The sequence below is a fragment of the Sphingobacterium allocomposti genome, assembly GCF_008124885.1.
GTDB lineage: Bacteria > Bacteroidota > Bacteroidia > Sphingobacteriales > Sphingobacteriaceae > Sphingobacterium > Sphingobacterium allocomposti.
This window is the reverse complement of sequence record NZ_VNHX01000001.1, coordinates 197089-216481: the sequence shown is the minus strand read 5'-3', so window position 1 is coordinate 216481 and position 19393 is coordinate 197089. Positions and strand designations below refer to the sequence as shown.

Genomic DNA, 19393 nt, shown 5'->3' with positions numbered 1-19393 from the left:
GTCTCAGGCTATTACGAAGTATGATTATAAAACGTGTGAATCGCGTGTAACAACGCCTTGTTTTCTTCGGGCGTTCCAATCGTCAGCCGGAGGCATCCCTCGCAGAGTTCCACCTTGGAGCGATCCCGCACGATGATGCCCCGCTCGACCAAAAAGGTATAAAACGCACGTGGCTGCTCCAGCCTCACCAATATAAAATTAGCATCGGATGGCGTTATATGTTCCACTTGAGGCAGCTCCCGTAACGACGTTGCCAATTTCTCTCTTTCGGTTACCGTTTCTTTAATCCACTCATTGACCACATCCACCCGATCCAACGCTTCCAGGACTATTTCCTGTGTCGCCTGGTTGATGTTGTACGGGGGCTTAATCTTGTTAAAGATAGCGATAATATCCTGGCTGGCGAAAGCCATCCCCAGCCGCAATGCGGCGAGGCCCCAAGCCTTAGATAGTGTCTGCAACACCACGAGATTGGGAAATTCAGGCAGATCTTTCGAAAAGGAAGGCTGCTTAGCGTAGTTGATGTAGGCTTCATCCACAACAACAATCCCATCGAAGTTGACTAAAATCGTTTCGATATCCTGACGGCGGATGCTGTTGCCTGTCGGATTGTTCGGCGAACACAAGAAAATTAACTTCGTATTTACGTCGATGGCAGCAGCTATTCCGTCGAGATCCAACTGGTAGTCTGCCGTCAGATTGACCTTGCGATACGCCACGTTGTTGATATTCGCGGACACCTCATACATCCCGTAGGTAGGAGGTACCAAGATAACGTTATCCTGTCCCGGCTCGCAGAAGGCACGAAAGAGAATATCGATCGCCTCATCGCTGCCGTTCCCTAAGAATATATTTTCCGGTGGCACGCCTTTTATCTGGTGCAGTTTCGTCTTCAGCTGTTGTTGCAGCGGGTCCGGATAACGGTTGTAATTTTTACTATAGGGCGACCCAAACGCATTCTCGTTCGCATCCAACAGAACGGAAGCCTCCCCCTTAAACTCATCTCTCGCTGATGAGTAAGGAACGAGTTTTTTTATATTATGTCTCAGCAGAGCGTCTAGGCTAAAAGACTCTTTCATAACTTTTTTATTGAGCGTGTAAATATGGGGAAAAATCTACAAAATCCCTATACTAAAAACCACTTACCTTCTTCCGAGAGGAAGGTCTCGGTAAAAACCGTCCGCGATTCGTCCAAAAGAGGCTGGAGATCTTTGTAGCGGGCAGAATAGTGGCCAAGCAGAAGTTTCTTCGCCTGTACGGTCCGGGCGACCTGAGCGGCCTCCAGGCTGGTGGTATGAAATGTTTCCTTCGCACGGTCTACCATATCATGAAGAAACGTAGACTCATGGTAGAGCAGGTCAACTCCCTTTATCGCGCCGAAATATTCGTCTGTCATGACGGTATCTGAACAATAGGCATAACTTCGGGATGGCGGAGCAGGAAAAGTGAGGTCGATGGCGCGGTGTACCTGCCCATCGGCGTCGACATAGTCGATCCCCCGCTTCAGCAGCTTTCTATACGACATCGGAATCGCAAGCCGCTCTGCCTCGTCCCCGTTTAAGGTTACCGCCCGCTTGCCCTCATCAAAGCGGAACCCCGTACAGGCAATACGATGTCTGAGCGGGAAACTGCTTATTTTCAGTGCAGGGGTCTCGAAAAGGACATCGACGCCATCTGTCCGCGTGGGGTGGAAGATCAGCCTGTAGCGGAGCTGCGTATCCGAATGCTTAAACTGCAGATCAAGAATTTCTTTTAACGGCGGGGGCCCATACAGATGTAGGTCTGCCCGCCGGCCCATTAAATGCTGGGAAGATAAGAGCCCGACAAGCCCCAGATAATGATCGCCATGTAGATGGCTGATAAAAACATGGCTAATTTTATTGCTGCGTATTCCGTACCGGAACAGCTGCATCTGGGTACCTTCTCCGCAGTCTATCAGAAACAGCTGCTCATTAAAATTGACAATTTGGGCGGTAGGGTGTCGTCCATACATGGGTGTAGCAGAGCTATTGCCCAAAATCAACACCTCAAACCGTGTCATTGTGCCTGTTCTCCCCGTAGATCTAAGCGGATCTCGTTCCCGAAAATCATATCCTCTGCTTTAGAGATTGAGGGCGCGATTTTGAAGTATCCTTCGAGATTTGTCACCCGCAACAGTTCTTTTAACTTTTGGTTCAGCCCCGTGAGAATGAACAATCCGCCAGAAGCTTTGCATAATCGTCTTGCAAGCAGCCCCATGCGCAAGCCATCTTCATCGGCGTCGCCTACGTGACAAAGGTTCAAAACGATGTTGCGCTGCCCTCCGGTGTGTCGCAGCATAAACTCCCCTTTTAATTTCGCTGCCGCTTCACCGTCCAAAAAGTCGGTCAGCGGTTCAATTACTACATAACGCTCGTGTTTATCAACTGTAAATTTCATCCGTATAATTTGTTTTCCGGTTTATTCAGCCCTTGAATAAGCCGTCATGGTTTCAACTGTTTAATTTCAATTGTATAGATGAGCTCGCTTCACCGGTTCATGCTGCCTTGGCGGTATGCTTGTTGGATCTCCATGTGTTCGCGAATGCTTCGCATTTTGGCTCTTTTATGACCGCTTGGAATATTTCGACTTACTGCTCATCTTCTTCGCTATCGCATTCATGCTGATCCGTGGCCCTCTGTGCCCGTGTTTACTGACGCCTCATTTCTTGGTATCCCTGCGCGGTCGGCCGGCTTTTCAAACATGAATATGCATATCGCAATAGATCAGCGGCTAACACAAGTGATGCCGCCCGTAAAGGACGTCTTTCCGGCAGCACAACGGGGGCGCCGTAGCCCCCTACCGTTAAACTTCCGGAAGACCATGCATATCATCGAACAAACAACGTTGCTTTTCGTTTTCCGATGTACGCGTTGGCTACTGCAGCTTCCCCAGCGCGTCTTTGACGTTACGTTCTACACGGCTGACCACTTCGCCTTCGGACGGATATTGAAAAGGCTCTCCGGTGATGTGCTCGTATAGTTCGATATAACGGGCCGAAATCGATTCGACAATAGCGTCCGTCATCTCCGGCACTGTCTGGCCTTCCTTACCTTGGAAGCCGTTTTCGATCAGCCACTGACGGACAAATTCTTTCGACAGCTGCCGTTGCGGCTCTCCCACCGCCTGCCGCTCTTCATATCCTTCTGCATAGAAATAGCGCGATGAGTCGGGTGTATGGATCTCGTCCATCAAATAGATCTGTCCGTCTTTTTTACCAAATTCATACTTTGTATCCACGAGAATCAATCCGCGCTCACGGGCCATGTCGGCCCCTCGCTGATACAGCGTGCGTGCATATTGCTCAAGCTGTATGTAATCGGTCTCGCTCACGATACCCTGACCGATAATTTCGTCGCGCGAAATATCCTCGTCGTGGCCAACTGCAGCTTTTGTTGTTGGCGTTATGATAGGCTCGGGCAGCTTATCGTTTTCTTTCAGTCCTTCCGGTAAAGACACACCGCAAAGTGTGCGCCCTCCGGCTTTATATGTACGCCAGGCGTGTCCGGCCAGATACCCGCGGATAACCATTTCCACCTTGAACGGCTCGCATTGATGACCTATCGTTACACTCGGATCAGGCACTGATAGCACCCAGTTCGGAACGATGTCCTGTGTTGCCTGCAGAAATTTAGCGGCAATTTGATTGAGCACCTGCCCTTTATAAGGGATCGGTCTAGGCAACACAACATCAAATGCCGAGATACGGTCAGAAGCGACCATCACCAGATACTTGTCAGCTATAGTATATACATCACGTACCTTACCCCTATAAAAAGCGGTTTGTCCTTCGAAATTAAAATTTGTTTCTTTTATTGCATTCATATTTTACTCGTGCCCCGCACGCTCTTTCTGATTAAATATCTCCGTAAGCTTCCAGTATACGTTTCACCAACTTGTGTCTCACCACATCGGAGCCGCTGAGATGTATGATCTCGATGCCCTCAATGCTGTCCAGCAGCTTTACCGCAGTTGCTAAGCCCGACTGTGTCTTCTTTGGAAGATCGATCTGCGTCAGATCGCCCGTTACTATAAATTTCGCCGTCGGTCCCATACGGGTTAAAAACATCTTAAGCTGCATGTCTGTAGCATTTTGCGCTTCGTCCAAAATTACGAAGCAGTTGTCCAGTGTTCTGCCCCGCATAAACGCCAGCGGGGCTACCTCGATGACTCTACGCTCCAGATAGTCCTTTAGCTTTTCTGCGGGAATCATATCATCCAAGGCGTCATACAGCGGTCTCAGGTATGGATCGACTTTCTCTTTCAGATCGCCGGGAAGAAAACCAAGGTTCTCCCCCGCTTCTACCGCCGGGCGGGTTAAGATGATCCTTTTTATCTCCTTGTTGCGCAACGCGCGGACGGCCAGCGCCACGGCTGTATAAGTCTTTCCCGTACCGGCCGGCCCGATCGCAAACAGGATGTCGTTCTTCGCTATGCTGTCGACCATACGGCGCTGGTTCGGTGTACGGGCACGCACGATTATACCGTTGGGACCGTATACGATGGGTTCTCCTTTAAAGGCCTGTGGTGCCTCACCTTCCTTCTTCTCCTCTTTTCGCTCGGCCTTTCCCGGCGCTCCGACGAGATCCTCCAGCGCATTGACGTTCAGTGTCTGAAACTGTTCTATATGGCTTAGAATCCGCTGAAACACGTCCTTAAACCGGACCTGCTCAGACTCCTCCCCCAGCACTTTCAGTTCGTTGCCACGGGCCACAAGTCGTAGCTTGGGAAAACCTCGCTTGATAAGCTCAAAATGTTCATTTTGAGGGCCCCATAACGTCATCAGATTGACGTCATCTAAATGTATAAGTACTTCGCTCAAATTTCTCTTTTTAAATTCTGAAATAAACTTAGATAAATTTCCGTTTATATGCAATATCTCCTACCTGCCCCTACACATTTTTTCTAACCGTATCCACTGTTGTGCACCCCGTTTATCCGACAGGGAGTCAGAGCGGCCTGCTCCGCGGTCGCCAGGACTTTCGCGATGAGGGCAAGCCATCGTGTCAAAAGTACAAACTATAATGATGTCTTAGCCTATGGTCGGCGAAAATTGGACATTTTAGGTATTTTCAATGTCAGATAAGGCTATCAAAGAGCATGTCCATCCTTCGACAGGCTCTGAATGATACCAGTACTTTCTGACCATGTCAGGTTGAGCACTTCGGCAGGCTCAGTACAGCCTCTGTCGAAACCGGGCGTTCGAATAACAAATACGCGACGCAATGCGCAACGGGCTCTTTTAACCTGCCGATAGAATATACTACAGACCGCAGCGAATTTATTTAGGCTTTTAAGAACATTATTGCCGTTTCTTTTATTAACTTTGTAGTCCTTTTTTCTGAAAATGTTGGCTTATTCATTGCTGTAGTATTCAAGGATGGATGGGCTGCTCATGCTCGGTTTTAAAGGGACATCACGAACTATGTCTAATACATTATTATGGACAGCGGGCCTTCATCTATATGTTCACCGGCGTTACTGACGGCGCTGCTCACGAAGGTTTAAAAAAAGTATATCAGCACATTAAGATTTTAGTATCTTTAGAAGGTACGCTATGGGAGTAATTACGCTAACGACAGATCTAGGACATCGCGACTTTTATCAGGCTGCGCTGAAAGGTAGCATTATATCGCAATTGCCTGATGTCCGGCTCGTAGACATAACCCACGAGATCCCTTCTTTTGATATACAGCGTGCGGCCGTTGTCCTTCGAAACGCCTTCCATTATTTTCCGAAAGGCACGGTTCACCTCATCGGTATCGATACCGTGTTTCAGGAAGGCTCACATTATGCCATGATGAAATTCGACGACCACTTCTTCGTTGGCGCAGACAATGGTATCTTCAGCATTATTCTGGGCGAAAAGCCCCCTCAGGAACTTTTCGAAATAGACATCATGCAGGACTTGCGTTATTTGCACTTTCCGCTGGCAGACATTCTGACGAAAGCGGCGTGCCACATTGCTAAAGGGGGGCGGCTATCCGAAATTGGACAGCCGATGGAGCGCCCTTTAAAGAAGGTGATGGTCCAACCGCTGGTAGACAACAACATTATCAAGGGACATGTGTCGTATATAGACTCCTTCGGCAACGTGATCAGCAATATCAGCAAGGAGCTGTTTAATGACGTACAAAAGGGTCGCAGCTTTAGGCTGCACTTTAAACGCAACGAGACGATCAACAAGCTAAGCTGGCACTACAACGAGGTTCCGGAGGGCGAAAAACTTTGCCTTTTTGGGATCAGCAATTTTCTCGAGATTGCCATTAACAAGGGACATGCCAGCCGGTTGTTGGGTCTTCATCAGGACGAGATCATCATGATCGAATTTTTGGACCGTTAGCCGCGTTATGCGACCGGAATATACGTCACTTGACGCTCCCGTTTCATAAAGAGCGAAACAGTCCGACTCCCCGAGGGATAAAGGAAAAAAGCAGAACCAAAGCGAATTGAGAGATGAACAAAATTGCACTTCTACTAATTTTTGTATTAAACGCAGCCTTTATTACAGCTCTTTACGGCGGGCAACCCATGGATCCGGACACGGTGAGCTTCGAACAGCAAAGACAACGGGTGAATACGCTTCTGGAAGAACGCAGCAAGCGATTCGGCGACTACAACAGCAGTCTGCAGAAAAAAACAGGCATCTTCGGCATATTCAAAACCAAGGCCGACATGCAACGGTCTATTGACATCCTGCAGCAGATTGTTTTAACCGACAACAATATTTTCGTTGAGACGAAAAAGCTGCTGGACATCAAAGATTTTGAAAGTAGCCGTAATAAAGCATTAGCGGCAGAGTACGACCAACAGGTTTCTGCCTATATGAAAACCATAACCAAGCTTCAGCTTGAAAATGAGCGGCTCCGCGCGCAGATCGCAGGTATGGACGAAGAAGATCACGCCAACCACCTTTGGACATACCTGCTGCTGGCCATCGTCTTTGTACTCCTCATCGTTGTTTATACGCTATATACCAATCATCGGAAACTAAGACATAACCTGCAGAAACCGTAAAAGCTACTTCAAACAGGTTTAACAACTTAGATAGCTCCCAACCAGCAGTGCCGGACCTCTTCCACGGAACTCAGCCTTTTAGTTTATATATAACCAACACGTCTGGCCCCCACCCGAGTTTGGAGTTAGAAACCATAAAGACGAAAAATGGAAGTAGTTTTTTTTAAAGATTATATGGACATTCTTTTCTGTGATATGGTCATCAGCTTTGTGACCTTGCTAATGTACTTTTTGCCCAAAAGGAAGATCAACGGCATTGTGGGATATCGAACGTTCAATTCAATGAAAAATCAAGAAAACTGGGACTTTTCCCAAAGGTTCTACTTTGGGAAATGGCTTTTGGCAATTCCCCTTATCATTCTATTCCAAATATTGTCTTTGACCTTATTGCAGATAAAAGATATAAATCTCATTGAAATACTATCCATGGTTTTGTTCTTTACCTATTCGATTGTTCTGATGGTTATAACTGAGGCAAAATTAAAAAAGCTGGGCCGTGCAAATCTTCCTAACAAAGAGTATTAGAGACAACAACTTTTGAAAGAACGCCACGAGCAAACCCTATGCTACCCGCCATTTTTTTAAAAAGCCCCTGCTCCATCGGCCACGGGCTGCCTAAACACATTCCTTTACGGCTATTGACCGGCGTTGGCTCCCCCTCCGTGCAAAAAATTTGACGCAAGAGTGATAAGGTACGTCAAATAATACTGTATTTTTGCTGGCAAATTTTAAGTAACGGATGGCTAGAGCGCGATTGAACAGTGGTAATACCCAATCAGATGATTTACCCAAACCCAAACTGAATAAAGAACTAGTTAAGAAGGCGTTAAAAATATTTTCTTACTTACGTCCCTATCGGGGGAAATTCATTTTGGGAATGGTATTCTTGACGCTTTCCAGTCTGACTATGCTGACATTTCCCGCCCTGCTAGGCGCTATGATTGACGCAGCACAGGGCCGGCAAACATATCCTTGGCTTCCGGCAGACGTGTTACGTATAGGCGGTATCTCCATGATCATTCTGCTATTTCAGTCGATCATCTCGTTCGGAAGAATCCGTCTATTCGTGGAAATTGCGGAGAAGGCGCTCTCGACGATCCGTAAAGATACATACCACAAACTGATCACCTTACCGACAGAGTTTTTTGCCAATCGCCGCGTGGGTGAGTTAAACAGCCGCCTATCAGCGGACCTTGCCCAGATACAGGACACCCTGACAACGACCCTTGCCGAAGTGCTGCGCCAGACAATAAGCCTGGCGTTCGGTGTATGTCTGCTGATCTTTGTTTCGCCGAAACTGGCGATGATGAACCTGTGTATTCTGCCTATTATTGTCATAACAGCGATGATTTTTGGGCGCTTTATACGGAATCTTTCGCGGCAGGCACAGGACCAGCTCGCCGATTCCAACAGCATTGTACAGGAGACCTTACTGGGCATTAGTAATGTCAAGGCCTTCGTCAACGAATATTACGAGACAAAACGGTATGCAAACAAGCTGGATGCCGTCGTCTGCCTGGCTGTTAAAGGAGCCACGTACCGTGGTTTCTTTGCGTCGTTCATTATCTTCTGTATTTTTGGCGCGGTCATTACCGTGATCTGGTATGGGGCGTCTCTCGTTTCACAGGGAGAGATTAGCGTTGGCGATCTAACCACGTATATCCTGTACTCGATGTTTGTCGCAGGGTCAATGGGGAGCTTTCCGGAACTTTATGCTAATATCCAGCGATCAATCGGTGCCAGCGAACGTGTCTTGGAGATACTTGACGAGGAGCAGGAACCCATTGTCATCGCGGAGGAGAATAAAGAGATTCGTAAACCCATACACGGTTCGTTGACGTTCGACCATGTCAATTTCGCTTACCCGTCCCGTTGCGACATCCCAATTTTAAAGGATATTTCGTTTCATGTAGATGCCGGAAAGAAGCTCGCTCTCGTTGGCCCCAGCGGTACGGGAAAATCAACCATTGCTTCGCTTATACTGCAGTTTTACAAACCTACGGGCGGAACTATAGCCTATGATGGTCATGATAGCACCTCCTTTTCGCTGACAGACATCCGTAATCAGGTGGCAATCGTACCTCAGGATGTATTGCTCTTTGGGGGAACTATCCGCGAGAACATCGGATACGGACGATTGGATGCCGAGGCTGAAGACGTCATTACGGCAGCCAAACGTGCCAACGCGCACGATTTTATTATGGCATTTCCACAGGGTTATGACACATTGGTCGGCGAGCGTGGTGTAAAACTGTCGGGCGGACAGCGGCAGCGTATCGCCATAGCGAGAGCCTTACTCAAAGACCCCGCCATCCTTATTCTCGACGAAGCCACGTCTTCGCTGGATTCGGAATCGGAACGTTTGGTTCAGCTTGCGCTCGAAGAACTGATGCGCGACCGAACGTCGGTTATCATTGCGCACCGGCTCAGCACAATTAAGGATGCGGACCAGATCGTTGTAATCGAAAATGGTCGGGTGTCGGAAACCGGCAACCATGTGGAACTAATGAGCAAAGGCAGCGGCTTGTATCACCACCTGTACTCGCTACAGTCTGCTCAGAAACTCACCGTCTAGCACACACTGCCTACACGCCCATGTTAAAATTCTGTTAAATCGCGTTTTCTGTAAACCTTTTCCCCCGTACCTTGTTAGTACTTTAAAAAGTAGAATTTGAAACACATTAAACGCATAAATCATGGAAAATAAGAACGGACTTGTTGCATTTGCGCTTTTAGGTTTAGCAGTAGGAACAGCAGCATATTATTTGTTAGGAACAGAAGACGGAAAACGTCAGCTTGAGCGGGCAAACGACGGCATTAAGAGCTTGACCAATTCTATTAAAGAACTTTCGGAAAAAGAAGCTAAGCGGGCCGCTAAATTGGCTAAGTCTGCCAAGGCCGATCTTGAAAATCTAAAAGATAAAGCCAAAGAAGCCGGCAAGAATGCAATCGACGCGGCGTCGGACAAAGCCAGTAAATGGGCGGACAGAGCATCTGAAGCAGCTAACGGTGCCAGCAATAAGGCGGATGATGTTTTAGCTGAAGCGAAATCAGAGATCAACAACGCCTAAACACATAAGTTGGAGACCGCGTGCCATTCGACGCGAAGTATTTGTATCTTTGCATCGCATGACGATTCTCCAGGAAGTAAGGACATTAGTCTACAAAGATATTATTCTTGAATGGCGCTCAAAGTACGCCATCAACGGAATTTTATTATACGTGTTATCTACGGTGTTTGTTTGCTACCAAGCTTTCAAATCCGTAGATACACTTGTTTGGAATGCGCTCTTCTGGATTATTTTACTGTTCGCCAGCATCAATGCGATCAGCCGGAGTTTCACGCAGGAGAGCCCCTATCGACAGCTGTATTATTACACAATCATCAGCCCCAAAGCTGTTATCATGGCCAAAATTATCTACAATGCGCTGGTCATGCTCCTCCTTTCCACCATTGCCTACATTTCGTACTCAATCACATTCAGCAATCCGGTCGGCGATCCGGCGCTCTATACTTTAGCTGTATTGCTCGGTAGCATAAGCTTCGCGTCTGTGTTTACCATGGTATCGGGCATAAGCGCCAAAGCCGGCAACAATAGCACATTAATGGCAGTGCTGAGTTTCCCCGTTATTGTCCCCCTGTTGATTGTGTTGATTAAGCTCTCGCAAAATGCGCTAAACGGACTGGACAGAACGGCCAGCTCAGGCGAAATACTCGTCCTTCTGGCAATTAATGTAATTACGATTACAATTTCTTTGTTGTTATTTCCGTACCTTTGGCGAGATTAATTCTTCAACTTTTCGAACATGAGAAAATCTTGGTGGAAAATTCTGGGACTAGTAATGGTGGGCGTGGGTATTATCGCTGGATTCCTCGGTCCGGTACCAACGTTACCTATCCTACATGAAACCATTCGGAACGTCTATTTTCACGTCCCCATGTGGTTCACCATGCTTACCTTATACCTCATCTCTGTCGTTTACAGCATAAAGTACCTCGGCTCCGGCAAGGAAGAGCACGACCTATTGGCGGTCGAGGCTGTAAATACAGGCATCGTCTTCTGTATCATGGGCCTGCTGACAGGCATGCTGTGGGCGAATATCACGTGGGGCGACCCCTGGCCTAACGATCCGAAGCTGAATGGCTCTGCAATCGCCACGCTGATGTACCTGGCCTACCTCGTTCTACGAAACGCGCTGGAAGAAGAACAGAAGCGGGCCAAAATCTCTGCGATATATAATATTTTCGCCTTTCCGGTCATGGTCGTACTATTGTATATTTTACCGAAACTGACAGATTCGCTACACCCCGGTAGCGGCGGAAACAGCACATTCGGCGACCTCGACATGGATAATCAGATGCGGCCGGTTTTCTATACCGCTGTTGCCGGCTGGATCCTTATCGGTATCTGGATATGCACGTTGCGCTACCGTATGCGTCTCCTTGAAAATAAAAGAAACCTATTAGACTAATTCATACACATTATCATGAAGAAGATCGTTGCAATATTACTCCTTTTCCTTACCAGCTTGCATGTATTCGCGCAGGACGACATAGAAATGGCGACCGCGCTCCGTAGCTCGGGCAAAATATACGTCGTGGTACTGGTGGTATTAACTATCTTTATCGTATTGGGCGTATTCTTATTTATGCTGGATAGACGCATCAGCAAATTAGAAAAATAATTGGAAGGCGTTAGCGGGCGCCATCGTAAGATGCCAACGCTCTTATGAAAAAGTGACCCACGCGCTGCCCCCTATGCAACACGGCAATGATTATCAACCAACATCGAAAGTTCACTCCCTTCAACATCGTATCGGTATCGATTGTCGGCTTTGCATTGTGCCTAGGCATCTTTCTGCATCTTCCTGAACAGATAACGCCGGTTCTTTTTGAACCAGCCGTCAATAATTTGATCGGTATACAGATCGGCAGCTCCTTGTCTCCGGGCGAAAATGTGATGATAACGCTGGTCCTGACGTTGCTGCAGGCATTTTTTCTCAACCGGACTATCAACCACTTTAACTTTTTGGGAAAGCCAAACTTCCTCACGGCACTGCTGTTCATGACGCTGGTCAGCTTGTTTACACCGTTTTTGGTGCTCTCCCCGCCCCTGATATGCAACTTCATTGCCATATGGATGTTGGGCAAACTGTTTAACATCTACAAACAGCAGGAAATCAAAGGACTGATGTATGATCTGGGAATGATCGTTGCTATTGGGAGTCTCATTTATTTTCCGTTTATGGTGATGATGCTCCTGCTGTGGATCAGCTTAGTGATCTTCCGCCCGTTTAACTGGCGGGAATGGCTCACCCCCTTATTAGGTTTCTCGACCATCTATTTTCTGCTTGGCGTGATATATTACTGGATCGGCAGACTTCAGGAGTTCTATGCTATATTCAAGCCGTTGGGCTATTCCTTTCCTACCGAATTGTCCCTGAACGTCTATGATTATTTGGTCGTTGTACCGGTGCTCGTAGCCCTGCTGTTCTTCCTATTCATTCTTAAAGATCACTTCTTTAAGAGCGTCGTACACCTGCGTAAGTCCTTTCAATTGCTATTTTTTATGATCCTATTGACGTTAGGATCATTCTATCTTAACGACCATATAACCGTTAACCACTTTCTGCTTTGCGCTCCTCCTATCGCAATCTATCTGGCTTTTTACTTCACCAATTCGAAATCGAAGTGGACCTACGAAATTCTATATATGGTGATTATTGCTACCATTTTGTATTTTCAGTTTACGTAGCAATCGAACGAGGCTGATCGTGCCGCGCCCGTGATTAGCCTGCGCTATCACATGCAACGGCGGTCGGCGGCTCACGGCGCTGAAAAAGCACAGCGGCGCTTACTACGTAACATTCCGCTTTTTTTTGGCTAACTTTTTCATTACAAGCCGATTAACCTTTTTTAACAAATAGAACTAACGGAATAATTAAAAATTAGATAGTTTTGTAACAAATTTTGAAAGAGCAATCATTTTAGTAAATTACCTATTTTATAGGCCCAGCAACAAATAAAGCCTAAAATGAATAGTAAATGCTGGATTTGCTGAAATGTAACAACACGTATATATGCACAGACACTCAACAGGAAGTTTTGCCAAAATAGCGTTCCACTTATTATTCGGTCTTACGCTTTTAGGTACACAACAAAGTTACGCACAGCGGTCAACCTCTCACTCTCCCTATTCACAGTTTGGTCTAGGCCAGATGCGTGAAGACCTCTTTCCCCAGACAAGGGCGATGGGCGGTATTTCTGCGGGTGTCCGGTATCTGAACGGCCTTCCTACATTGAATATAACCAATCCCGCTTCCTATTCCGGCTTGAACAGAACAGTCCTTGAGGCTGGTATGTACGGAAACTTCACACAATTATCAAAAAACGACCGTAGCGATCACACAGCTGATTTCGCCTTTGGCCATATAGCCATCGGTGTTCCTCTGGCGAAATACGGGGGGCTGGCCTTCGGCCTACTACCCTACTCTGACATGGGGTATTCAGCGTCAAGTACGGAATCTATCGGTGATATTGTTTACAGGAAAAGTGTTACGGGTGAAGGCGGTATAAATAAAGCATTTGCCGGGTACGGTGTGTCTCCCGTGAAAGGGTTGAGTGTCGGCGTAAACGCGGGGTTTCTGTTCGGCAACCTATATGATATTACGCGGGTCACGTTCCTCAGCGAGGCAAATGCCTATCCTACGGAGTTGAGAGAGACGCGGAATATCCGCGGGGCGAGTCTTGATTACGGGATTCAGTATAGCAAAGCTTTAAACAGGAAATACAACCTTACAGTTGGCTACAGTGGGAGCCTGAACAATCAGATCAACGCGAACCGCGACAGGATGACTATCATTACCGAAAACCGCACCGATGATTATATCGCCCCTCCGTTGGACACCATCAGCACGCACACGTTCGGCAGTTCGAAGCTCACCTTACCGTTGAAACACAATGTAGGTTTCACGCTTTCGAAGGGCTACAACTGGATGGTGGGGGCCGACTTTAAATACGCCGACTGGTCTAATTTTCAGGTTAGAGAAGGCCACAATAAACTGGAAAAAAGCTACGGCTTTGCTGTTGGCGGGCAACTGAAACCCGACCCGACATCCGTACGCTACTGGAACCAGGTGGATTACCGGCTGGGCTTCCGCTATAACCAGACGCCTGTTGTTTTCCGCAACCAGCGGATTAACGACATGGCTGTAACAGTTGGATTTGGGTTCCCGTTGCCGGAAACGAACTTCGGGCGCACATTCTCCCAAGTCAACATTTCTGCCGAATTTGGCCAGCAGGGAACGTTAAAGAGTAACCTCGTCCGCGAACGTTATATCAATATCAACTTTGGTTTTACCATCAACGACTCTTGGTTTATCCGTCGCAGCTTAGATTAAACCGAACATAGTACGCTCATGAATGCTATTAAAGATTTAAGCACGCAATTGAATATTCTGCACGTATGAAACGGCTGATAGGCGATAGCATATACCGTTTTCTGCCCCCGATGCTATTTCTGCTGGGGGCGATCGCGTTTGTCGCCTGTGAAAATGATCTGCGGGACGTCGAAAAAATTGCGAATATACAGCAGGAAGAAAATGTTAACATTTCAAAAGACGTGACAGTCATCTACAGTGATTCGGCGGTCGTCAAAGCGGAGCTTACAGGACCTGAATTACGGGAGTACCCAGATAGCATTGGACTGTTTGAGTTTAGAAAAGGCGTACTGATCCGCTTTTTCGATGAAAACGGACAGGAATCGCAGCGGATCAAGTCGGACATGGCTACGCGTAAGGAGAAAGAGGGTCTCACCGTCTTTCGGAAAAATGTAGTAGTTAATATGGCTGATGGATCCATCATCAAAACCGAGGAGTTGTTCTATGATGAGAAAAAACAGATCTACTATAATACAGTTCCCATCACCTTCGACTTTAAAGATCAGCGGGGAAGCCTACAGGCCACATCCTTCGTTTCTGATACCGACTTCAAAAAAATCGACGGTCAGAACATGACCGGCTTTTATATCCCCTCCGGCGATCAGCAGTTGCCGTCGTTCGGCCATTAGGACAGGCGTAACAAATTTTTCCAAATTTAGTTTCGCACCTACGCAATTTTTTCTATTTTTTTTCATAAAAGTTGTATCTTGCGCCTTGTTTTTAAGAAAGTCAATTAAATAACTGAAAACAAGCAATTACAAAATAAACACAGTATATAGACTATGGGATTAATGAGCTATTTGCGAAACCGTGCGGGGTTAGTTGTAACCATCATTGGTTTAGCAATTGTTGCGTTTTTATTGGGAGATATCATAAACTATGGAACTCCTTTCTGGATGAAAAATCAGAATCAAGTAGGTAGCGTGAACGGAGAATCCATCGACTATCAACAATTTAACGCTCAGGTGGAGCAGACGACGGCGATGTATCAGCAACAAATGGGCGGAGCAGGGTCTCCTCAGATCCGCAACTATGCCGTACAGCAGGTGTGGAACCAATTTGTGTCGCAGGAGCTCTTAAAACAGGAAATAGAAAAGATCGGTCTGAGCGTAAGCAAAGATGAGTTAAACAGCCTTGTCACAGGAGCGAACCCTTCTCCACAGATCGTTCAGGCGTTTACAAATCCTGAAACAGGCATGTTCGATAAAAACCAGTTGAACACCTTTATTTCACAGGTGAATACCCAAGGGACACCGGAGATGCAACACCAATGGAACATGCTGTTGGAAAATATCCGCAATGAACGTCTAAACCAGAAATACTCGAACCTGCTCAGCAGCAGCGTATATGTTACCTCGTTGGAAGTTCAGGAAGAATATAGCCTGCGGAACAAACTGGCGAACTTCAAATATCTGATGCTGGACTATTCTTCGGTAAAGGACTCGGAGATCAAACTTAGCGATGCAGATTACAAAGCCTATTATGATACGCACAAAAACGGTTTCAAAAATCCAGAGGAAACAAGAACCGTTGAGTTTGTTCTGTTTGACGCTACACCAACGGCCAATGATACAGCGGCTACAAAATCTACGATAGAACAGCTTAAAGCTGAGCTGACAAGCTCTAAAACAGACTCTCTATTCGCGGCAGTAAACTCGGATACAAAACACCCGTTCTCGTATATCCGCAAAGGACAGGTAAGCCCAGCCTTGGATTCTGTACTATTTAACGTACCGGTGGGAACGACTGTGGGTCCGTTCTTATCAAACGGCGCGTTCGAAATCGCAAAAGTTGTAGACGCCAAGTTTAGTCCGGACTCGGTCAAAGCTTCTCATATTCTGTTGAACGCTACGGCGGAGGGCGGTGTTGAAAAAGCCAAGGCGAAAGCTGATTCCATCAAAGCGCTTATACAGCAGGGCGAAAGTTTCTCCGCACTGGCCGTACAATTCAGTGTCGACCAAAACAGCAAAGTCAACGGCGGAGATTTGGGTACTTTCCCGCGCGGACAAATGGTTCCTGAGTTCGACGAAGCTGTGTTTTCAGGTAAAGCGGGCGATGTAGTTGTGGTAAACAGCCGCTTTGGTACGCATATCATTAAGATTGAAAAACAGATCGGAAATTCGAAAATTGTAAAGGCAGCCATAGTCACGAAAAATATCAACAGCGGTAAAGCGACAACGGACGCCGCCTATGCGAAGGCCAATAACTTCTTCGGCGATGCAAACAGCAAAAACTTTGCGGAAACAGCAACAAAGCACGGCTTAAAGGCGCAAAAGGTAGACCGCGTCATTGCCATGGACAACAATTTCAACGGCGTAGACGTTCCGAGAGAGCTCGTCCGTTGGGCTTTTGAAGCGAAAAAGGGCGAGGTTACCGACAAAATCTTCGATACCGAGGAGAACTTTATTGTTGCACGGGTCGTTGACATACAACCTAAAGGCTTATTGTCATTGGATGCGGTAAAACCACATATCGAGGCGCAGGTTAGAAACGAGGTAAAAGCAAAAATGCTTACAGAGAAACTTAACAATGCGTTAAACGGAGCGTCCACGATCGACCAGGCAGCTCAAAAGCTCGGAAAGACCGCCGTTAGCGTAGAAAATATCGTGTTGGCCAATCCTGTTTTACCAGGTGTAGCATTGGAGCCGTCCGTTGTCGGAACAGCGTTTGGCCTGCAGCCAAATAAGCTTTCAAAATCTGTTAAAGGCACGCAAGGCGTGTATGCGGTACAGGTGACAGGCTTTGTTAACCCCGCCGAGCTCGTCGCCAGCGAGGTCAACAACCAAAAGAAACAGATGCAGACTACAAAGGCTCAGCGCTCGTGGTCATCTATCTATCAAGCGCTTCAAAATAAAGCAGATATTGATGACAATCGCATTAGATTCTATTAAGATATAATCGTTAACTTTATAGCCGGATAAATATTATCCGGCTTTTTTTGTTTACGTACTATGGATATTCAGGAAAACATCGTCAACAAGGTAGCTCAAAGCGGGCTGATCACTATCGACTTAGCGAACTATGCCCCTAAAGAGGATATCGTAATTTATGACATCAAAGACAACCTTTTTCATGGTCTGATTCTAAAAGAGAAGGATTTTAGAGAATTTATCAAGAATCACGACTGGAGCCAATACGCAAACAAACATGTTGGCATTATCTGCTCGACCGACGCCATTGTCCCCACATGGGCGTATATGCTGTTGGCGAATAAACTGGAACCGCATGCCGCTTCTGTACATTTCGGCGATAAGGAAACAGTGTTAAACAACCTCTTTCAGGAGGCGTTGAGCAAAATCGCTTACGAAGACTATGCAGATCAACGGGTTGTTGTCAAAGGCTGCGGTGATATCTATGTTCCCGAATCGGCGTTCGTAACATTCACGGTTGCGCTCAGCAAAGTGGCGAAAAGCATTATGTATGGAGAGCCCTGCTCTACCGTTCCCGTTTACAAAAGGAAAAGTTAAACTATTGACATTCTTATTTGTCACTCCTTATATGAGAAATCTATTCATCGCTGCTGTACTGTGCTTAGGAAGTATCTATCTGACCTACGGACAGACCTTGCCCTACCTTCCCAATCCCACCTATAAAGAAGGAGAAAAATTGACCTACAAGCTGCGGTACGGAATCATCTCTGCCGCAACAGGAACGTTGAAGGTCGAGAAATCTAAGTTACGTTTCAGCAATCCAAATGTATACCACCTGTCCGCCTTTGGACAAACTTCGGGAGCTTTTTCTGTGTTCTATACGGTAAAAAACCAGTATGATTCTTACATTGACGGAGATACCTACCTTCCTTACCTTTACACCGAGGACATACACGAGGGCAGCTATACCCGCAGAGAATATGCGACATTCGATCATAAGAGTAAGAAGGTAACCGGTAAAAAGGGCACCTTCACGAGTCCGACATCCCAATTTTTCGATTTGCTGTCGGCCTATTATTTTTCGCGGAACCTCGACTTGTCGTCTTTGAAAAAGGGAGGTACGTTTAAGATTAGCTATTTTTTGAACGATGAGGTTGCGCAGCTTGGTGTCCGGTATCTCGGCGTCGAAAAAATAAAAACGCCGCTGGGCACTGTCGAATGTCTTAAATTCAGTCCGGAGATTACCCCTGGGCGGATTTTTAAAAAGGACAGCCAGTTGTTACTATGGGTGACCAATGATGGCAATCGTATCCCCGTAAAGGCTCAGGTCGAAATATTAATAGGCTCCGTCACCATGGAGCTGGTCCAGGCTAGCGGACTAAAATATAAACTTGGTGAGCGTGTAAGTTATTCAAAGTAGAAGAGAAGAATATGATTGAAGTTGGTCGCGTGCTGGTGCATGAGGATATTGCCAAGAACGATTTTGTATGCAACCTGACAAAATGTAAGGGTATTTGCTGCGTGGAAGGCGACGCCGGCGCTCCGCTGCTTGCCAGGGAAACCGCCATATTACAGGAAATCTATCCGAAAGTGAAGCCCTATATGACCGAAAAGGGAATCCAAACCATAGAAGAGCAGGGTACCCATGTTATTGACAAGGACGGCGATCTGACGACGCCATGTGTGGATGGCAATAAAGAGTGTGCTTACGTAACGTGGGAAAACGGCATCACGAAATGTGCCATTGAAAAAGCCTACGAACTGGGCGACGTACATTGGAAGAAACCTATTTCCTGTCACCTATACCCTATCCGCGTTACACATTACCCCGAGTTCGATGTGCTGCACTACGATCGCTGGCACATCTGCCATGACGCATGTACGTTCGGCAAAGAACTTGGCGTGCCTGTATACAAATTTCTGAAAGAACCTCTTATACGCGAATACGGCGAGGAATGGTATAGAGAGTTGGAATCAGCTGTAGACACTTTATAATCTATTTCATGCGAATAATTATTCATTCGCGTGTTTGTGTTTCGGCAATCAAG

Annotated in this window: 20 protein-coding genes; 15 read left to right on the top strand and 5 right to left on the bottom strand. The window is 46.7% G+C overall.

The window, feature by feature from the left end; genetic code table 11:
* Positions 1-11: 11 nt before the first annotated feature.
* The 5 genes from hisC to BC792_RS00700 all read right to left on the bottom strand — a co-directional run bounded on the left by hisC (position 12) and on the right by BC792_RS00700 (position 4840).
* On the bottom strand, positions 12-1079 hold the full coding sequence (hisC, locus tag BC792_RS00720) for a histidinol-phosphate transaminase (protein WP_148907061.1): 1068 nt from the start codon (positions 1077-1079) through the stop codon (positions 12-14).
* 47 nt (positions 1080-1126) lie between these two features.
* A complete protein-coding gene (locus BC792_RS00715) occupies positions 1127-2041 on the bottom strand; it encodes a ribonuclease Z (RefSeq protein ID WP_148907060.1) in 915 nt (304 codons plus the stop codon).
* Complete coding sequence (locus BC792_RS00710) at positions 2038-2418, bottom strand: STAS domain-containing protein (RefSeq protein ID WP_148907059.1); 381 nt, start codon at positions 2416-2418, stop codon at positions 2038-2040. The genes BC792_RS00715 and BC792_RS00710 overlap by 4 nt, the downstream gene beginning before the upstream one ends.
* 477 nt (positions 2419-2895) lie before the next feature.
* Entirely contained in the window at positions 2896-3843 is a 948-nt protein-coding gene (locus BC792_RS00705; RefSeq protein WP_148907058.1) for a phosphoribosylaminoimidazolesuccinocarboxamide synthase, read from the bottom strand.
* Positions 3844-3874: 31 nt separating this feature from the next.
* On the bottom strand, positions 3875-4840 hold the full coding sequence (locus tag BC792_RS00700; protein ID WP_148907057.1) for a PhoH family protein: 966 nt from the start codon (positions 4838-4840) through the stop codon (positions 3875-3877).
* Positions 4841-5575: 735 nt separating this feature from the next.
* Between BC792_RS00700 and BC792_RS00695 the strand changes: the two genes are divergently transcribed.
* The 15 genes from BC792_RS00695 to BC792_RS00625 all read left to right on the top strand — a co-directional run bounded on the left by BC792_RS00695 (position 5576) and on the right by BC792_RS00625 (position 19340).
* Positions 5576-6361: an SAM hydrolase/SAM-dependent halogenase family protein gene (locus BC792_RS00695; protein ID WP_148907056.1), complete on the top strand. Its 786-nt coding sequence runs from the start codon at positions 5576-5578 to the stop codon at positions 6359-6361.
* Positions 6362-6474: 113 nt separating this feature from the next.
* Positions 6475-7035 (top strand): hypothetical protein, encoded by a 561-nt coding sequence (locus BC792_RS00690; protein WP_148907055.1) that lies wholly within the window; start codon positions 6475-6477, stop codon positions 7033-7035.
* A 147-nt stretch (positions 7036-7182) separates the two neighbouring features.
* A complete protein-coding gene (locus BC792_RS00685) occupies positions 7183-7560 on the top strand; it encodes an SdpI family protein (protein ID WP_148907054.1) in 378 nt (125 codons plus the stop codon).
* 214 nt (positions 7561-7774) lie between these two features.
* Positions 7775-9610, top strand: coding sequence for an ABC transporter ATP-binding protein (locus BC792_RS00680; RefSeq protein ID WP_148907053.1), 1836 nt, complete (start codon positions 7775-7777; stop codon positions 9608-9610).
* Positions 9611-9731: 121 nt separating this feature from the next.
* Entirely contained in the window at positions 9732-10106 is a 375-nt protein-coding gene (locus BC792_RS00675; protein WP_148907052.1) for a hypothetical protein, read from the top strand.
* 58 nt (positions 10107-10164) lie between these two features.
* On the top strand, positions 10165-10824 hold the full coding sequence (locus BC792_RS00670) for a heme exporter protein CcmB (protein WP_148907051.1): 660 nt from the start codon (positions 10165-10167) through the stop codon (positions 10822-10824).
* Positions 10825-10842: 18 nt separating this feature from the next.
* Positions 10843-11508, top strand: coding sequence for a cytochrome c biogenesis protein (ccsA, locus tag BC792_RS00665; protein ID WP_148907050.1), 666 nt, complete (start codon positions 10843-10845; stop codon positions 11506-11508).
* A 15-nt stretch (positions 11509-11523) separates the two neighbouring features.
* Positions 11524-11721: a CcmD family protein gene (locus tag BC792_RS00660; RefSeq protein WP_211357436.1), complete on the top strand. Its 198-nt coding sequence runs from the start codon at positions 11524-11526 to the stop codon at positions 11719-11721.
* Between the two features lie 86 nt (positions 11722-11807).
* On the top strand, positions 11808-12791 hold the full coding sequence (locus tag BC792_RS00655) for a DUF6427 family protein (RefSeq protein ID WP_148907048.1): 984 nt from the start codon (positions 11808-11810) through the stop codon (positions 12789-12791).
* A gap of 325 nt (positions 12792-13116) precedes the next feature.
* Positions 13117-14436, top strand: coding sequence for a BamG family beta-barrel-assembly machinery protein (bamG, locus tag BC792_RS00650; RefSeq protein WP_148907047.1), 1320 nt, complete (start codon positions 13117-13119; stop codon positions 14434-14436).
* Between the two features lie 65 nt (positions 14437-14501).
* The gene (gene lptC, locus BC792_RS00645; RefSeq protein WP_148907046.1) at positions 14502-15104 is read left to right on the top strand and encodes an LPS export ABC transporter periplasmic protein LptC; all 603 of its coding nucleotides are present in this window, start codon (positions 14502-14504) and stop codon (positions 15102-15104) included.
* A gap of 162 nt (positions 15105-15266) precedes the next feature.
* The gene (locus BC792_RS00640; RefSeq protein ID WP_246154732.1) at positions 15267-17366 is read left to right on the top strand and encodes a peptidylprolyl isomerase; all 2100 of its coding nucleotides are present in this window, start codon (positions 15267-15269) and stop codon (positions 17364-17366) included.
* Positions 17367-17426: 60 nt separating this feature from the next.
* Positions 17427-17942 (top strand): DUF2480 family protein, encoded by a 516-nt coding sequence (locus BC792_RS00635; protein ID WP_148907044.1) that lies wholly within the window; start codon positions 17427-17429, stop codon positions 17940-17942.
* Between the two features lie 31 nt (positions 17943-17973).
* Positions 17974-18765, top strand: coding sequence for a DUF3108 domain-containing protein (locus BC792_RS00630; RefSeq protein ID WP_148907043.1), 792 nt, complete (start codon positions 17974-17976; stop codon positions 18763-18765).
* Positions 18766-18776: 11 nt separating this feature from the next.
* Positions 18777-19340, top strand: coding sequence for a DUF3109 family protein (locus BC792_RS00625; protein WP_148907042.1), 564 nt, complete (start codon positions 18777-18779; stop codon positions 19338-19340).
* Positions 19341-19393: the final 53 nt, after the last annotated feature.

What these genes read in the sequence shown, in the direction of transcription:
- hisC (WP_148907061.1), bottom strand. Translation starts at nt 1,079, where the DNA reads ATGAAAGAGTCTTTTAGCCTAGACGCTCTGCTGAGACATAATATAAAA.
- BC792_RS00715 (WP_148907060.1), bottom strand. Translation starts at nt 2,041, where the DNA reads ATGACACGGTTTGAGGTGTTGATTTTGGGCAATAGCTCTGCTACACCC.
- BC792_RS00710 (WP_148907059.1), bottom strand. Translation starts at nt 2,418, where the DNA reads ATGAAATTTACAGTTGATAAACACGAGCGTTATGTAGTAATTGAACCG.
- BC792_RS00705 (WP_148907058.1), bottom strand. Translation starts at nt 3,843, where the DNA reads ATGAATGCAATAAAAGAAACAAATTTTAATTTCGAAGGACAAACCGCT.
- BC792_RS00695 (WP_148907056.1), top strand. Translation starts at nt 5,576, where the DNA reads ATGGGAGTAATTACGCTAACGACAGATCTAGGACATCGCGACTTTTAT.
- BC792_RS00690 (WP_148907055.1), top strand. Translation starts at nt 6,475, where the DNA reads ATGAACAAAATTGCACTTCTACTAATTTTTGTATTAAACGCAGCCTTT.
- BC792_RS00685 (WP_148907054.1), top strand. Translation starts at nt 7,183, where the DNA reads ATGGAAGTAGTTTTTTTTAAAGATTATATGGACATTCTTTTCTGTGAT.
- BC792_RS00680 (WP_148907053.1), top strand. Translation starts at nt 7,775, where the DNA reads ATGGCTAGAGCGCGATTGAACAGTGGTAATACCCAATCAGATGATTTA.
- BC792_RS00675 (WP_148907052.1), top strand. Translation starts at nt 9,732, where the DNA reads ATGGAAAATAAGAACGGACTTGTTGCATTTGCGCTTTTAGGTTTAGCA.
- BC792_RS00670 (WP_148907051.1), top strand. Translation starts at nt 10,165, where the DNA reads ATGACGATTCTCCAGGAAGTAAGGACATTAGTCTACAAAGATATTATT.
- ccsA (WP_148907050.1), top strand. Translation starts at nt 10,843, where the DNA reads ATGAGAAAATCTTGGTGGAAAATTCTGGGACTAGTAATGGTGGGCGTG.
- BC792_RS00660 (WP_211357436.1), top strand. Translation starts at nt 11,524, where the DNA reads ATGAAGAAGATCGTTGCAATATTACTCCTTTTCCTTACCAGCTTGCAT.
- BC792_RS00655 (WP_148907048.1), top strand. Translation starts at nt 11,808, where the DNA reads ATGATTATCAACCAACATCGAAAGTTCACTCCCTTCAACATCGTATCG.
- bamG (WP_148907047.1), top strand. Translation starts at nt 13,117, where the DNA reads ATGCACAGACACTCAACAGGAAGTTTTGCCAAAATAGCGTTCCACTTA.
- lptC (WP_148907046.1), top strand. Translation starts at nt 14,502, where the DNA reads ATGAAACGGCTGATAGGCGATAGCATATACCGTTTTCTGCCCCCGATG.
- BC792_RS00640 (WP_246154732.1), top strand. Translation starts at nt 15,267, where the DNA reads ATGAGCTATTTGCGAAACCGTGCGGGGTTAGTTGTAACCATCATTGGT.
- BC792_RS00635 (WP_148907044.1), top strand. Translation starts at nt 17,427, where the DNA reads ATGGATATTCAGGAAAACATCGTCAACAAGGTAGCTCAAAGCGGGCTG.
- BC792_RS00630 (WP_148907043.1), top strand. Translation starts at nt 17,974, where the DNA reads ATGAGAAATCTATTCATCGCTGCTGTACTGTGCTTAGGAAGTATCTAT.
- BC792_RS00625 (WP_148907042.1), top strand. Translation starts at nt 18,777, where the DNA reads ATGATTGAAGTTGGTCGCGTGCTGGTGCATGAGGATATTGCCAAGAAC.